The 16,274-nt window shown below is 73.2% G+C and carries 6 protein-coding genes; 1 reads left to right on the forward strand and 5 read right to left on the reverse strand.

Translation table 11 applies throughout. The features are described 5' to 3' along the window. Positions 1-54 precede the first annotated feature (54 nt). Complete coding sequence (locus ACLQ2S_RS13660; RefSeq protein ID WP_425701797.1) at positions 55-1,650, forward strand: AMP-binding protein; 1,596 nt, start codon at positions 55-57, stop codon at positions 1,648-1,650. Here the strand turns inward: ACLQ2S_RS13660 and ACLQ2S_RS13665 are convergent. Genes ACLQ2S_RS13665 through ACLQ2S_RS13685 form a run of 5 tightly spaced genes read right to left on the reverse strand, consistent with a single transcriptional unit; the run spans position 1,584 to position 16,227 of the window. Then, positions 1,584-2,336 carry a thioesterase II family protein gene (locus tag ACLQ2S_RS13665; protein ID WP_425701798.1) on the reverse strand — a complete coding sequence of 251 codons (753 nt, stop codon included), beginning with the start codon at positions 2,334-2,336 and terminating at the stop codon, positions 1,584-1,586. The two genes, ACLQ2S_RS13660 and ACLQ2S_RS13665, sit on opposite strands and share 67 nt — an antisense overlap. Next, positions 2,329-3,459: a Gfo/Idh/MocA family oxidoreductase gene (locus tag ACLQ2S_RS13670; RefSeq protein WP_425701799.1), complete on the reverse strand. Its 1,131-nt coding sequence runs from the start codon at positions 3,457-3,459 to the stop codon at positions 2,329-2,331. Before ACLQ2S_RS13670 ends, ACLQ2S_RS13665 begins: the two co-directional genes overlap by 8 nt. Next, positions 3,456-4,541 (reverse strand): NAD-dependent epimerase/dehydratase family protein, encoded by a 1,086-nt coding sequence (locus ACLQ2S_RS13675; RefSeq protein WP_425701800.1) that lies wholly within the window; start codon positions 4,539-4,541, stop codon positions 3,456-3,458. Before ACLQ2S_RS13675 ends, ACLQ2S_RS13670 begins: the two co-directional genes overlap by 4 nt. After that, on the reverse strand, positions 4,538-9,724 hold the full coding sequence (locus tag ACLQ2S_RS13680; protein ID WP_425701801.1) for an amino acid adenylation domain-containing protein: 5,187 nt from the start codon (positions 9,722-9,724) through the stop codon (positions 4,538-4,540). The genes ACLQ2S_RS13675 and ACLQ2S_RS13680 overlap by 4 nt, the downstream gene beginning before the upstream one ends. Beyond that, positions 9,721-16,227: an amino acid adenylation domain-containing protein gene (locus ACLQ2S_RS13685; RefSeq protein WP_425701802.1), complete on the reverse strand. Its 6,507-nt coding sequence runs from the start codon at positions 16,225-16,227 to the stop codon at positions 9,721-9,723. The genes ACLQ2S_RS13680 and ACLQ2S_RS13685 overlap by 4 nt, the downstream gene beginning before the upstream one ends. Positions 16,228-16,274 lie beyond the last annotated feature (47 nt).

Raw genomic sequence — 16,274 nt, forward strand, 5'->3', positions numbered from 1 at the left:
CGGGGCCGCCTAGTGTGCTCGACAGTGGAGGCGTACACCGAGGTGGGGCGGGCTGTGGACATCGACTTGCTGGCCTGGACGCGACGCCCCCGCCCCGGCGGGTGGGTGCGGTTCGCGACCGCCGAGGGGTGGGACGAGTGGCCCTACGACGCCCTCGCCGCGCTGACCCGCCGGTCGGCCGGTGCACTGGTCGCCGCCGGAGTGCGGCCCGGTGACGTGGTGGCGCTCGGGCTGGCGGGCGGTCCACGGTTCGTCGCCATGTTCTTCGGCGCGCTGCTCGCCGGGGCGACACCGGCCCCGCTACCGCCGCCTGCGGCCTTCGCCAGCGCCGACCGCTACGACGCGCACGTCGACCGGATGCTCGGCTGGTCGACGCCGATCCTGGTGGTGCACGACGAGGCCGCCGTCCGCGCGGGTGAACTGGCGGCCGTGCGGGGCGTCGACGCCGCCCCGGTGGACGCGCTCCTCGGCGCGGCCCCCGACGCCGATCGCGAGCCGGGTCGGCCGCTGCCGGACGTGGCGGTCGTCCAGTTCACCTCGGGCACCACCGGTCCCGCCCGGGGCGTACGGGTCGCCACCGGCTCGTTGACCGCCAACCTCGGCGCGATCGCCCGCTGGCTGGGCATGACACCGGCCGATCCGACCGCGTCATGGCTGCCCGTGCACCACGACATGGGGCTGGTCGGATGCCTGCTGCTGCCGGTGACGGTCGGTGGTGACCTGTGGTCGATGCCGACCGTCGAGTTCCTCCGCCATCCACTGCGCTACCTGGAGTGTTTCGGGCGGCACGGGGCCCGGCTGACCGCGATGCCGGCGTTCGGCCTCGACTACGTGACCCGACGGGTAGGCCCGGAGAGCCTCGTCGGCCTCGACTTCGGCGCCTGGCGCTCGGTCATCGTGGGCGCGGAACGGATCCCGCCGGCCACCCTGCGCCGGTTCGCGGAGTTGCTCGGACCGTTCGGTCTGCGCCCGACCGCGCTGCGACCGGCGTACGGCCTGGCGGAGGCGACCCTGGCGGTCACCGGGGTGCCGTCGGGCGCGCCCTGGCGCGCGGTGACCTCGCCCTCCGATGGTGAGGTGGTGGGGTGCGGCACGCCGCTGGCCGGGGTCACCGTGTCGGTACGCGACGCTGCCGGGCAGCCGGTGGCACCGGGACGGGTCGGCGAGATCGTGGTCGGTGGTACCGGCGTCGGGTCGAACCCGGTCCACACCGGCGACGCCGGTTTCCTCCTCGACGGGGAGCTGTTCCTGGTCGGTCGGCTCGGCGACGGGGTGAAGGTCCACGGCCGTTTCGTCTTCGCCGCCGACGTGGAGACCGCGATCGCCGCCGACGGTGACATTCCGCTGGGGCGGGTGGCCGTGCTGGCCGGTAGCCGGGGCGGCCGACCGACCGTGGTCGTCGTGCTGGAACGTCCGCAGCCCGGCTGGTGGCAGCGGTCCGCCGCGGCGCTGACCGGCCGGTTCGTCGGCGCAGACCTGGTGGGGGTGACCGCCACCGCCGGAGGCATCGCCCGCACCACCAGCGGGAAGCCGCGTCGAAGGGCGATGTGGGAGGCGTTCCTCGACGACCGGTTGGGCCCGGTTCAGCCGCTGACGCCGAGCCCGAGTTCGAGCGCCGAGACCACGGCGTCGAGTTCGTCGACGAGATAGAAGTGGCCGCCCGGCCGCACCAGCTGCCGGTACCGGCCGGTGGTGAAGCGCGCCCAGTCCGCCAGATCGGCCGGATCGACATCCGGGTCGTCGTGCCCGCCGAGGGCGGTGACCGGGCAGGACAGCGGGGGAGCGGGCGCCGGCCGCCAGGTTTCGATCAACTGGTAGTCGCCGCGCAGCGCCGGCATGATCAGGGACCGCAGCTGGGGATGGTCCAGGGTTTCCGCGCTGGTGGCGTCCTGTCGGCGCAGCTCGTCCCAGAGCGCGTCGTCGGAGCCCAGGTGCAGATCGCCGCCATGGTGCCGGGCGGGCGACGGGTGAGCGGAGACGAACAGGTGCCGTACGGCGAGGCCACGCCGGTGCTCCAGGCGGCGGGTCACCTCGTAGGCGACCGCGGCACCCATGCTGTGCCCGAACAGCGCCACGCCCGTGTTCCGGGTCAGCGGCAACAGGGCCTCGGTCACCCGGTCGGCCAACTCGTCCATGTCGGTGACGCAGGGCTCCGACAGGCGATCCAACCGGCCCGGGTATTGCACTGCCCAGGTCTCGACACCGTCGGGCAGCAGGGCACCCCAGTCGCGGTAGAACAGCGCGTTCCCGCTGGCGTGTGGCAGGCAGACCAGGCGTACCCGGGCGGTGGGGCGGGGGTGGAAGCACCGCAACCACTGGTCGACGAGGTTACTCACCGGCTGCGGCCTTCCCGGCCTGCGCCAGCGCGGCGACGTCGGCCGCGCCCAGCGGGTCCAGCTCACCACCGGTGATCAGTTCCGGCGGCCCGAGCAGCGCGCTGACGTCCTGCCAGAGCTGGCACAGGGTGAGTTGGTACTGACCGTCGGCCCGGGCCGGACCACCGGGGATGTCGCGTCGCAGCTGGTCGACGGCGGCGGCAACACCGGCCGGCCACATGGTGGCGAACAGTTCCTCGTAGGAGGCCGAGGTGTCCGGTCCGAGCACGACCGTGCTGGGTGCGGCCCGGACGTCGACCGCCTGGTCGAAGTGGGCGGACGCGCCCGGGTCGGCCACTGTACGGGGGAAGACCGGCCGGGCTGACCAGACGACCGGGCCGTGGGTGCCGACGAGCGTGAGGTTGCCCGCGTCGGTGCCGATGGTGACCCGGTGCAGCAGGTGGGCGTAGTTGTCCGGATCGGCGGGATCCAGCTCGTTCTGGATGCGGATCGTCGTGGGTACGCCGGCGAGCACCCCCTCCAGCGTGCGGAACGGTGGCGTCCGATCGGGCCGGACCGACGCCCCGGGCACCGCTGGTGGGTCGAAGGACCAGGGGCGCAGGCCGGACAGGGCCAGCCCGAGGATGTCGAACAGCGAGTACGCGAGTTGGAAACCGCAGGCCGCGTCGACGTAGCGGGGGCGCTGCCGCCGGAGCAGTTCGCGGACCGCGCCGACGAACCGCCGGACCGGGGGCATGTGCCGGTAGAACGGGTTGAGCCGGTAGATGACCCCGTGTCGCCGGGCGGTCCGCAGGCAGTCGGCCAACTCGTCATGGTGCAGCGGGTGTTCCTGTAGGACGTGCACTCCGCGCGCCATGAGCCGGCCGGCGAGTTCGGTGCCGGGGCCGCCCAGCAGCCCGCCCCGGATCACCACGCAGGCGATGCGGACGTCGTCGGGCAGCTCGTCGGGGTCGCGGTAGAGCGGGACACCGTAGCGCGCGGCGCACGCCTGGGACCGCTCACTGCCCCGGGCCAGCACGCCGGCCAGCCTGATCGGCGCGTCGGTGGCCCGGAAAGCCTCCAGGTAGACCTGCCCGAACCGGGTGCCGGCCACGACCACGGGGGTACGACTGTCACCGGTCACAATGTTCCCTCCCGCCAGTGGAGACCGTCGGTGCTGTCGACCTCGACGATCCGGGTGACCGCGTCGGCCTGTCGGAGCGCGGTGACGGTGGTGACCGGATCGAGCAGATCGGCGGCGTGGTGGGTGCCGGGCGGCCCGCCCTCGTCACGCAGCAGGATGGCGCAGTGGGCGACCATCGCTCCGGTCAGCTCGCTCGCCCCCCGCCCCCACAGCGCCACCGACCGTGCCGACCCGTCCGCCCCGCCGACCTCGACCACGATCACCTGGTACGGAGTGCGGCCGAACAGGTCGAGTCGGGCGGCCTGACGCAGCGCCTCGCCGGTCGGGCGCTCGGGTGACGCGGCTCCGCGCAGCAGTGCCGCCACATGACCGTCGACGAAGGCCGAGTGCCAGCGCACCTCGGTCAGTCCGGCGGCGGCGGCGATGCGGGCGGCCTCGGTGCTGAGGAAGGGCATCGACAGCACGGGTTCGGGGAAGAACGGCACGGTGACCGCCCGGCCGGTGGGTGCCGACGGCACCAGGCGACCGGCGTGCCACTCGACGTGCGCGGTGCCGAACTCCTCGGCCCGCAGGTAGTCGGCGGCACCGGCCGGGCTGAAGTGGTCCCGGCCGCCCACGTGGCCGGTCAGCCGGTGTACCGGCGTCGGCGTGGTGGCGATCAGGTAGCGCGGCAGGACACCACTGAGTCCGGGCATCATGCCGGCGGAGAGCACGGCGCACCGGTCAGTGCCGGCGGTCAGGGGCGTGATCAGGTCGGCCAGCCGGTCGTCGCCGGCCGGGTCGACGTAGTGCGCGCCGACCGCGAGCGCGACCCGGGCGACCCGGTCGCCGACCACCGTCGACGGCCCGGCGCAGTTGGCGACCACGGCGGCACCGGAGCAGAAGTCGTGCAGGGCTGCCGTGTCGTCGACGTCGAGCCGGGTCACCGGGGTGCCGTTCTCCGCCGGTCGACGTGCACCCAGGCGCAGTGGTCCGCCGCCGCTGGCGGCCAGGTGACGAGCGGTGGCGCGGCCGACCGCCCCCGAGGCACCGACGACGGCGATGACACCGCCGTCCGTGGTGGTGCGCCGGACGCCGATCACGTTCGCGTCCCGCCGTCGGACAGGGCCGCCGCGAGGGTCTCCGGCGCGGCCGGGAGGCGATGGCGGGGCGACGCCACCGTGACGACCTGCGCGGGGTCGAGACACAGGTCCGCCCAGAACTCGTCGGCGTCCTCGTCGTCGACCGGGCGGACGAGCGTGACGTCCCCGGCGTAGAGGGTGGGTCGGTGGGCGGCGAGGGCGGTGTGCAGCGCGGTGAAGGTGGACAGCTCGTCGGGCGACGGTTCCCGGCCGGTCTCCTCGACGAACTCGGCCCGCATCGCCTCCGGATCCAGCGACCGGTGGGCGGGTCGACCGCCGACGATCACCAGCTGGTCGACCACGATGCCGCTGTCGGCCAGCGCCCGGCCGATCTCCATGGCCAGCAGCGCCGTGTACCCGTAACCGACCAGCCGTACCGGTCCCGGGTCGGCGGCGCTGACCGCTCGGGCCAGCTCGGCGGCGAGGTGGTCCAGGTCGAGGCCGGTGCCGAGGGCACGCACCGTCGAGGCGTCCACACCCTGCACGAACGCCCCGTCGGCGGCTGCCGCGAAGGTCTGCCACAGGGCCAGGGAGCCGGCGCAGTCGTGCACCACGGTCAGCGTCGGACCGTTGTCCGTCCGGCTCCGCAACGGCACCACCGGGGAGCCCTCACCGGTCACCGGTTCGTCACCGGCCGCCGGGGCGGTCGAGACGGTCCGGTCGGCGCCGATCCACCGGGCCAGTTCCCGTACGGTCGGATGCTCCAGCAGTTCGCGCAGCAACTCGTCGAAGTAGAGACCTTCGGCTTCCGGAATCTCGGCCTGCACCTGGCTGGCGATCCGGGCCGAGATGAGGGAGTCACCGCCGAGCGCGAACAGGTTCGCGGTCGGCTCGACGGTGGAGAGCCCGAGCGCGGTGGCCCAGATGGCGGCGAGCCGGCGTTCCAGGTCGCTGCCGGGTGCGGCGGCGGAGATCCCGGTGGTGTCGGTCCGCGCGCCCTCGACGGCGGGTCTCGGTGCCAGGTCTCGCAGCGCCGCCCGGTCGATCTTTGCGTTGTCGGTCAGCGGCAGCGCGTCGAGCACCTGGAACGCGGACGGCAGCAGGTAGGCCGGAAGCCGCTCGGCCAGGTGCGCGGTCAACTCGTCGGGGGTGACGGCGGCCCGGTTCTCCTTGAACCGCGTGGCGAACAGTCCCATGCCGAGGGTGCCGGCGGGTTCGTCGCCGTCGGGCAGACTGACCGTGCTCGTGCCACCGGCCCCGGCCAGTACGCCGACCCACGTCGCCGGGTCGAGGAAGGTGTCGCCGGTGTCGGCGCGTACGTCGGTGAACTCGCCGGCCGCCCCGTCGGGGGAGAGCAGGAGTTCGAGCGAGGTCATGATCTGGTAGTGGTCGCGGGTCATCTCCAGCGCCACCAGCCAGCCGCCGGGTACGACCAGCTCGGCCAGGCTGCGCAGGGTGCGGTCCACGTCGGTGCACGCGTGCAGGACGTCACCGGCGATGACGAGGTCGAAGGTGTTGGGCGACAACCCCTGGTCGCGGGCCGGGAGGTTGAGGTCGAGGGTGGCCCAGCGCATCCCGGCTTGTTCGGCGAACCGTTCCCGGCTGTGCGCGAGGAAGAACGGGGACAGGTCGGTACACAGGTAGTCGACCTCGATCCCGTCGAGGGCGGCGAGGATCGCCGCCGTGGTGCCGCCGGCACCGGCACCAACCTCCAGCACCCGCAGCGGCGAGCCGGTCGGCCGGTCCGCCGCGATACGGCGTACCGCACCGGCTGCGGCGGCATTGGCCCACCTGTTGAACGGCGCGTCCTCGTAGAGCCTGCGGGAGATGTCGATCGACCCCTCCGGGAAGAGCAGGTCACGTGCTCCGGCGTGGTCGAGGAGCAGGTCCGGCAGCCGGTCCAGGCTGGCCCGGAAGTAGCCGACCAGGCTGGCGTCCTCCGGGGCGGTGAGCCGATCGACCTCCTGCCAGGCGGCGTCCACATCGGACTGCTCGACCGGCCGGTCGAGCCGTAGGCCGGTGCCGGTGGACGCGAGGTAGCCCTCGGCGGTGAGCGCCCGTAGCCAGCGACGGACCAGACGGCGTCGGGGGCCGGCCACCGCGGCGATCTCGTCGGGTGTGTGCACCGCGTCCGGGGCCCCGAACAGCCCGAGCCGCCGCAGTGCCAGCACCATCCCGGGCAGCGCCGCCCGGTCGAGCGCCGAGGTGAACCGGCGGTACGCCCCGAGGTCCACCCCGGGCAGCGCCTCGGCACCGGCGTCGCGGGCGCTGGCGGCGACCGGTGCCTCGGCGGCGGCACGGTCGGTCGGCGGGCGGCCCGGTTGGTGGGCCGGTTCGACGAAGGACACCAGCCGACGCCCGAGGGGTGGTTCGCCGACGGCGATCGTCACGGCGCGGCCGACGGCTGGATGGGTGACCAGCGCGGCGTCCACCTCGGCCGGTTCGATCCGGTACCCACGGATCTTGACCTGGTGGTCCTCGCGGCCGAGGAACTCGATGTCGCCGTTCGGTAGGTACCTGCCCAGGTCGCCGGTGCGGTAGAGCCGCTGCCCGGTCTCCGGGTGGATCGGGAAACGTTCGGCGGTGCGGTCGGCGTCGCCGAGATACCCGTCGGCCAGGCCGACGCCGCCGATGAAGAGTTCGCCCACCACGAGATCGGGACGGGGGCGCATGGCCTGGTCGAGGACGTGGAACGACTGGTTGGTCAACGGCCGCCCGTAGGGGATGCTCGGCCAGTCCGGGTCCACCTGGTCGATCGGGTGGAAGATCGACCAGATCGCCGCCTCGGTGGCGCCGCCGAGGCTCACCACGCGGGCCGCCGGTAGGTGCCGACGGACCGCGTCCGGCAGCGGCACCGGGATCCAGTCGCCGGAGAGCAGCACCAGCCGGAGGGCGTCGAGACCGGGGGTGGGCGTCGCGGTCAGGTAGTCGACGAGCAGCTGCATCTGGGCCGGGACGGAGTTCCAGATCGTCACGCCGTGGGCCACGACCAGCGCGGCGAGGTGCGACGGATCGTTGCGCCGGTCGGTGGCCGGCACGACCAGGCAGCCACCATGGCTGAGCGGGCCGAACATGTCGTAGACCGACAGGTCGAAACCGAGCTGGGAGAGGCCGAGGATCCGGTCGTCGGGTCCGACATCGAAGCGGACGTTGACGTCGGCGACGGTGTTGAGGGCGGCCCGATGGCTGATCATGACGCCCTTGGGCACGCCGGTCGAGCCGGAGGTGTGGATGACGTAGGCGAGCCCGTCGGGGTCCACGGGCGGGATCTCCGGCGGCCGGGCGGCGGGCGGACAGGTGGCCACGACGATCGAGGTCGTCCCCGGGCCGGTCGCGTACCCGGGATCGGTGAGAACGAGCCGGATGCCGGCGCGTTCGATGATCTCGGCCCGGCGACGGGGCGGATGGGCCGGGTCGACGGGCACGTACACCGCGCCGGCCAGCAGCGTTCCCAGCACGGCGACGAGCTGGTGACAGCTGCGGTCGAGGGTGATGCCGACCAGCTCACCCGGGCGGCAGCCGGTCTTGAGCAGCGCGTCGGCGACACCGTTGGCGTGCACCAGCAACTCGCCGTAGCTCATGGTGCGGTCGGCGTCGATCACGGCCGGTCGGTCGGGGTGCCGGGTGGCCTGCGCGACGACGCCGTCGTGCAACAGACCGGCGGGCACCGGCCCGGCCGTGTCGTTGACCGTGGCCCGGCGCCGGGCCTGGGCTTCCGGCAGCCCGACCGGGTACGCGGCCGACCAGGCCGAACCGTCGGCGAGCCGGGCCAACAGGTCCTCGTAGGCGGCGAAGGCGTCGTCGAGCAGGGCGTCGGGAAGCACTCCCTCGCGGGCGTCCCAGGTGGTGGAGAGCCCGCCGTCGCGCTCGATGTTCTGGCAGTCGATCCAGACCTGCGGGGTCTGACTGATGCCGTGGCCGAGGGTCGGCGCGTCCACCGGGGTGGGCGTGTCCAGCCCGATCGCGCTGGTGAACACGATCGGGAAGATGGCGGCCCCGGCACCGCTGCGTCGGGTGATCTCACGCATCACCTCGACGCCGCTGAACGCGCGGTGGTCGATGTCCTGCCACAGCCGTAGCTGCGTCTCGCGGGCACGGTCGGCGAAGGTGGCCCCGGTGCCGTCGCGGGCCAGCAGTGAGACCGAGGTGAAGTCGCCGACGAGTTGCGACACCTGCGGATGCAGGGGCAGCCGGTTGAGCAGGGTGACGTTGATGGTGAAGGCGGGATTACCGCTCCACGCCGCGATGACCTCCTGGTACGCGGTGAGCACCGCGGTGGACGCGCTCACCCCGTGGCGGCGTGCCTGGTCACGCAGCCGGTCCCAGTTCTCCGGCGACACGACGGCGGCCCGCCGCCGGAACCGGGGCTCGGGAGGCGACGGGAGCACGGGCAACGCCGGTGCCGGAGGCAGGTCGGGCAGCCGGTCGAGCCAGTAGCGGCGGGCCGCCTCGTGGTGCGCCTCCCGCCAGCGACGTTCGGCCGCCAGATAGTCGCGGAAGGTCAGCTCCAGCCGGGGCAGCTCCGCGTCGGGCTCCAGGTAGAGCCGGTGTACCTCGTCGAGGATCACCTGCACACTGACGAAGTCGGCGACCAGGAAGTCGATCGAGGCATGCACGACCGCGGTCTCGTCGTGCAGGGTGAGGCGTACCTCCACGAGCGGCCATCGGGTCGGATCGGCCACCCGGTGGTCCAGTTCGGCGCGGTTGCGCCGCACGGCGGCCTGGTACTCCTCGACCGGCTTGCCGCGCAGATCGCAGACGGTGACCGGTAGTGGTGGCGGATCGGGCAGCACCCGCTGGGTGCCGGCCAGGTCGACGACGGCGCGGAGCATGTCGTGCCGGCGTACGACCTCCTGCCAGGCGCGGACCATGCGTGCCTCGTCGACACCCGGGTAGGTCAGCTCGCCGTAGCCGTGGCAGGCCACCCCGCCGTAGGCGAACGTGCCGGTCCGGCCGAGCAGGTAGGCCGACTGGACGTCGGTGACCGGGAACGGCTCGTGTCGGGCGGCCGGGTCGGCCACGACCTCGGGGGTGCCCTGCTCCAGGTACGCGATGATCTCCTCGCGTACGGCCCGGACCGCGTCGCGCGCGTTGTCGTCGAGTACGCCCTGTGGTGCCCGGAACCGTAGCTGCCCGTCGTCGACCCAGAGCCGTACGCCCTGCTCGGCCAACGATCGCACCAGCCGCGCCGCCGTAGTGTTCACAGCACCCCCTCGTCCACCGGCCCGCTGGTCAGCCTCGACTGCTGGTTCACGACGGCCGCCATCTCCGCCAGCGTCGGCGCGGCCAGCACATCGCGTAGCGTCAGCTCGACGCCGTGTTCGCGGCGCAGCAGATCGACCAGCCGGGTGGCCAGCAGGCTGTCACCACCGAGTTCGAGGAAGTTGTGTCGGCGGCCGACGCACGGGATGTCCAGCAGCCGGGTCCACGCCGCAGCCAGCAGGTTCTCCGCCGGACCGTCGGGTGGCTCGTCACCGTCGGTCGACGGCGCGTCGAAGAGCCGGGCCACGCGGCCCCGATCGACCTTGCCGTTCGCGGTGACCGGGAAGCGGTCCACCGTCACGATCAGCTCCGGAACCATGTACGCGGGCAGTCGCGCGGCGAGCTGACGACGGATCTCGTCGGGCTGTGCGTGGTGACCCGACTCCACCTGCACGGCCAGGACGAGCCGACGGCCCCGCGCGGCCGGCACCGCGAGCGCCACCGCGCCGGTGACTGACGGCTGTCGTACCGTCATCGCCTCGACCTCGCCCAACTCCACCCGGTAGCCGCCGATCTTCACCTGGAGATCGGTCCGGCCGAGTAGTTCGAGCGTGCCGTCCGGCCAGTAGCGGCCCAGGTCGCCGGTGCGATACCAGCGACCGCCCGGACCGTCGACGAAGGACGCCGCGGTCAGCTCCGGTGCACCGCGATAGCCGAGCGCCAGGCCGACCCCACCGATGTGCAGCTCGCCGGCCACCCAGTCGGGGCAGTCGAGGCCACGCGGATCCACCACCCGGAACCGTTGGTTGCGCAGCGGCCTGCCGTACGGGATCGAACGCCAGCCGTCCTCGACGGTGCTGACCTCGTGGAGGTTCGACCAGATCGCCGCCTCGGTGGCACCGCCTAGCGAGACGAACCGAGCCCCGGACGCGGCTGCGGCGACGAACCGGCCCGGCAGGTCCAGGGAGATCCAGTCACCGGAGGCCAGGCCCAGCCGCAGGGTCCGCAACTCACCGGGGTCGGCTGCGGTCAACAGCATGTCCAGCAGGGCCGGCGCGGAGTTCCAGACGGTCACTTCTCTGGCCGCGACCAGCGCCGCCCACCGTCGGGGTTCCTGCCGCTCCTCCTCGGCCACCAGCACCACCGTGCCGCCTGCGCCGAGGACGCCGAACAGGTCGTAGACCGACAGGTCGAAGTCGAGGGCGGACACCGCGAGCACCCGGTCGTCGGGGCCGACCGCGAACCGGCGGTTGATGTCGGCGATGGTGTTCAACGCGGCCCGGTGGGTGATGTCCACGCCCTTCGGCGTGCCGGTCGAGCCCGAGGTGAAGATGGTGTACGCCAGCGCGTCCGGTGCGACCGGCACGGCGGCGGGCAGCGGGTCGGCCGCCAGGTCGAGGGTGACCACCGGGACGACCTCGGTCGCGCCGGGCAACCCGATGACCAGCCGAACGCCTGCGGCGCGCAGGATCCGGTCCCGGCGGTCGGCGGGCTGGTCGACGCCGAGCGGAAGGTAGCTCGCACCGGCGGCCAGTACCCCCAAAACGGCCACCACCTGAGCAGGTCCACGGGGCAGGCTCACCGCCACCCGGTCACCGGTCACCACTGCGGCGTCGCGCAGTAGGCGGGCGACCCGCAACACCGAGTCGGCCAGGTCGCCGTAGCTCAGACCGCCGTCGTCGGTGCCCCAGGCCAGGGCCGGCGCGTGCGGCCGACGGGCCGCCTGGGCGAGGAACCCGTCGAGCAGGCTGCCCTCGGGTAGCGGGCCGACGGTGTCGTTGATCGCGTCGCGGACCCGTCGCTGCGCCGCCGGTAGGAGGTCGGGTGCGGGCTGCTCCCACGACGCGTCGGCGAGCCACTCCAGCAGTTGGCGATAGGCGTCGAAGGCATCATCGAGCAGCCCCTCGGGGAACAGCTCGTCCACCCCGTCCCAGGTCAACACGAGCCCGCCGTCGCGCTCCATCACCTGGTTGTCGAGCCACACCTGCGGGGTCTGGGACAGACCGTGCACCAACTCGCCGAACGGGAACCGCAGCTCGGTCAGCTCGTCCGCCACGCCGAGGGCGCTGGTGAACACCACCGGCATGGTCGAACCGGCGTCGCGGTCCCGGCGTTGCCGCTCGCGCAGCACCCACAGAGCCGACACCGCGCCGTGCTCGACGCTCTCCCACATCGCCTGCTGCACCTGGCGGACCGTCGCCGTCCACGCCGTGCCGGGTGCGAGCCGAGCCGGTACGAGGGCCAGCGACGTGAAGTCGCCGAGGACCCGGTCGACGTGTGGGTGCACGTCCCGCCGGTTGAACATGGTGACGTTGAGGGTGAGTTCGGTACTGCCCGACCAGCGTCCGAGCACCTCTGCGTACGCGGCCAGCAACACCCCGGCGGGGGTGACCCCGGCCTGCCGGGCCCGGTCCCGCAGGGCCTGCCACTGCCCGGGGGTCAGCCGCGCCTCCCGCCGACGGAACCGGGGTCGTCGCACGGTGTCCGGATCGCGGGCCAGCGGCAGCGCCGGTGGCGGGGGTAGCTCGGCCATCCGCTCGTGCCACCAGGCTTCGGCGGCGGCGCGTACCTGCGGGGCCGGGGCGGCCTGGGTGACGTAGTCGCGGAAGGTGATGTCGACCGGTGGGAGTTCGGCGGTCGGGTCGCGGTAGAGCGCCGACAGTTCGGCGAAGAACCGCACGATGCTCAGCGCGTCCAGCACGATGTAGTCGAAGCTGAACCCGATGGCCGTGCGATCGCCGCCGTAACACACTGCGCGGACCTCAAGCAGCGGCCACCGGTGCGGGTCGGGAACCCGCTCGGAGAGCGTGCCCCGCATCCGGGTGACGGCGTCGGCGTCGGCCCAGGTGACGCCGATCCGGAAGGCCGGCACCCGGGCCAGTACGCGTTGCCGCCCGTCCTCGTCGAAGATCGCCCGCAACATGTCGTGCCGTTCGACGAGCCGACCGATGGCCGCCTCCAACCGTCCGATGTCGACACCCTTGCCGTCGAACTCCCAGTACCAGTGCGAGCCGACCCCGCCGAGCGCGAAGTCGTCACGGCGGCCCAACCAGTAGGCCCGTTGCACGTCGGTGGCGGGGAACGGGTCGTGGCGGTGCGCCGGATCGGGCACCACCGGGGCCACCTCGCAGTGACCGGCCGGTAGGTCGGAGAGGCCGGCGGCGAATTCCGCGAGCACCGGCGTGGCGTACAGGCGGCTCAGTTCGGCACCGCCGAAGCCGTCGGCGGCCAACCGGGCCAGCATCCGGGTGGCGACCAGGCTGTCACCGCCGATCGCGAAGAAGCTGTCATCGCGGCCGACGACGTCGAGCCCGATCAACTCGGCCCACAGTTGCGCCAGCCGCTCCTCCCGCGCGCCCACCGGGTCGCGGTGAGCCGGGCGTACCGGGGCGGAGGCGAGCAGGTCGGTGATCCGGCGACGGTCGAGCTTGCCGTTGGCGGACGAGGGCAACTCGGCGAGCACGGTGAACGACTGGGGCGTCATGACGCTCGGCAGCCGGTCCCGGACCCATTCCTGCAGCGCCTGCGGGTCCACCGTCCGTGGATCGTCGGCGGCCGGCACCACCGCCGCCGCCAACCGTTTCTGCGCCGCCGTGCCGACAGCCACCACGACGGCGTCGGCAACGGCCGGGCAGGCCCGCAGCACGGCTTCGATCTCGCCGGGCTCGATGCGGTGGCCACGAAGTTTGATCTGGTGGTCGGCGCGGCCGAGGAACTCCACCGTGCCGTCCGGCCACCAGCGGGCCAGGTCACCGGTGCGGTACCAGCGCAGACCGTCCCGGTCGACGAAACGATCGGCGGTCAGGGCGGGGTCGGCACGGTATCCGTGCGCCACCGACGCGCCGCCGATCCACAGCTCTCCCGGAACCCAGTCGGGGCGGTCGGCACCCCGTCGGTCGACCACCCGTAGCCGTTGGTTGGCCAGCGGTCGCCCGTAGGGCACCGCCGACCAGTGCGCCGGCGGTACGGGTGGGACCTCCTGGATCGTGGAGTGGATCGCGGTCTCGGTGGTGCCGCCCAGCGCGACGAGGCGTGCCGCCGCCGCGACCCGGGCGAGCCGTGTCGACAGGGCGGGGCTCACCCAGTCCCCACCGACCAGGGCCAGCCGCAGCGGCACCGGTTCGCCCTGTTCAGCGGCGGTGGTCAGGAACGTGTCGAGCAGCAGCGGCACCGACTGCCAGACGGTGACCTGCCAGGTGGTGACGAGCCGCCACCAGGCCGCGACGTCGCGCCGCTCCTGCTCGTCGACGACGGCGAGGGACGCCCCGGTGCCGAGCGCCCCGAAGATGTCGAACACGGACAGGTCGAAGTCGAGGGCCGACACGGAGATCAGCCGGTCGTCCGGCCCGATGGCGAACCGGCGGGTCAGGTCGTCGATGGTGTTGAGGGCGGCGGCGTGACCGACCTCGACGCCCTTGGGTTCGCCGGTCGATCCGGAGGTGAACAACACGTACGCCACCGGGTCGGTGGATGGCGGCACCGGGGCATCGGCGCTCGGCTCGGCCGGGGCGATCGTCTCGACCACCGGTTCGGTGTCGGTGTCGGCGGTGATCGTCAGCCGTACGCCCGCCCGAGCCAGGATGGCGGCCCGGCGCGGAGCCGGCTGGTCCGGTCCGACCGGCACGTACACCCCGCCGGCCCGCAGCACGGCGAGCACCGCCGCCACCTGCCAGAAGCCCTTCGGCAGGGTGACGGCCACCCGGTCGCCGTCGCGTAGGCCGCGACCGGTGAGCGTCGCGGCCAGGGCGTCGGCCCGCCGGGCCAATTCGCCGTAGTGCCATCGGCCGCCGCTGCCGCAGAGCGCCACCCGGTCGGGTTGCCGTTCGGCGTACGTGAAGAAGTCGTCGGGCAGCCGCCGTCGCCGCACCGGGGCGTCGGTGTCGTTGACCGCCGCCCGGCGGGCGACCACCGCCGGGTCGAGCGTCACCGGCAGCGGTCGGTCCCAGTCCTGCTCGGTGACGAGCCGGTCGACCAGTCGTTCGTAGGCGTCGAACATCGCGTCGACCAGGCCGGATGGGAACAGCTCCTCGACCACGTCCCAGTTCAGCAGCAGGCCACCCTCGCGCTCGGTGACCTGGAAGTCGAGCCAGACCTGGGGTGTCTGCGATGTCGTCCAGCCCGGCGTGCCGAAACAGTGGCGGACCTCGGGCGCGAAGAGGTCGCCGAGGCTGAGCGCGCTGGTGAACACCACGGGCGCACCGACCGCCTCGGTGCCACGGGTCCGGGCCAGCTGGCGGAGCACCTCGACACCGCTGACGCCGCCGTGGGACAGGTCGCGGCGCAGTTGGTCCTGGAGGGCGGTGGCCCGACCGGCGAACGTCTCCGCCACGGCCACGTCCACCTCGAGGAGGACGAGGTTGGTGAAGTCACCGACGACCGCGCCGATGTCCGGGTGCACCGGGCGGCGGTCGTAGCGCGGCAGGCCGAGCACGAACCGGTCGTCCGCGCTGAACGCGGCGAGCACGTCGGCGAAGGCGTTGAGGAAGGCGACCGCCGGGGTGAGTCCGTGTCGGTGCGCGGTCTCGCGTACCGCCGTCGCCGTGGCCGGGTCGAGACTGCGGTGCCGGCGGCCGACGCGGTGGCCGTGGACGGCGGCGGGTGGGGCCGCCAGTGGTAGCTGCGGCGGGCCGGGCAGGGTGTCCTGCCGCCCACGCCAGTAGGCCACGTCCTCAGCCGGGGGTTGTTCGGCGCTGGTCGAGGCCAGGTACTCGGCGTACGACAGACCGATCGGGGCCAGGTCGTCGCGGCCCAGGTAGAGAGCGGCCAGGTCGGCCAGGAGCACCCGGAAGCTGTGAGCGTCGGCGACCAGCATCTCGATCTGCACGTGGACCCGGGTGCGGCCGTCGGGCAGCAGCGAGAGCTGCACGTCGAACACCTCGCCCACCTCCACCCGCATCCGGCGGTGGGACATGTGGTCGCGTACCCGCAGCAGCGTCTCGTCGCGCTGCTGCGGCGGCAGGTCGCGCAGGTCGTGGACGGTCAGCTTCCAGTCGGAGTCGGGCAGCACCCGCTGCTGGGCGTCCGCGAAGGTGGCCCGCAGCATCGGATGGCGACGGATCAGCGCGCGGACCGCCTCCTCCAGCCGGTCGGGGTCGACGCCCGCGCCGTCGAACTCGTTGCAGAAGTGGGCACCGACCCCGCCCAGCGGTACGCCGTCGGAGCGGCCGACCCAGTAGGCGTGTTGCATGGTGGCGAGCGGGAACGCGGCGGTGGCGTCGACCGGCTCGACCGGTGGTGGCGCGGTCTGCGGGGCGGTTCCGGGCAGCGCGGACATCAGGTCCCACCACTGCCGGACAGTGCGCCACTGGAACAGGTCGCCGTAGGTGATCGGCACCCCGGCAGCCTGCCAACCTGCCGCCAGCCGCATCACGCTGATCGAGTCCAGCCCCAGATGCAGCAGATCGCTGTCGTCGTCGAGCTGTGTCGGCGAGCAGCCGAGCAAGTCGGCGACATCGCGCCGGACGTCCGCGAGGGTCATTGCGCTCGCGTCGGTGGGATTCTGCACCGCGCCTCCCAGCATGACCGGAACGGGCGCTAGCTAATCAAAGGGGG

It is taken from the genome of Micromonospora sp. DT48, assembly GCF_049844495.1.
Lineage (GTDB): Bacteria > Actinomycetota > Actinomycetes > Mycobacteriales > Micromonosporaceae > Micromonospora.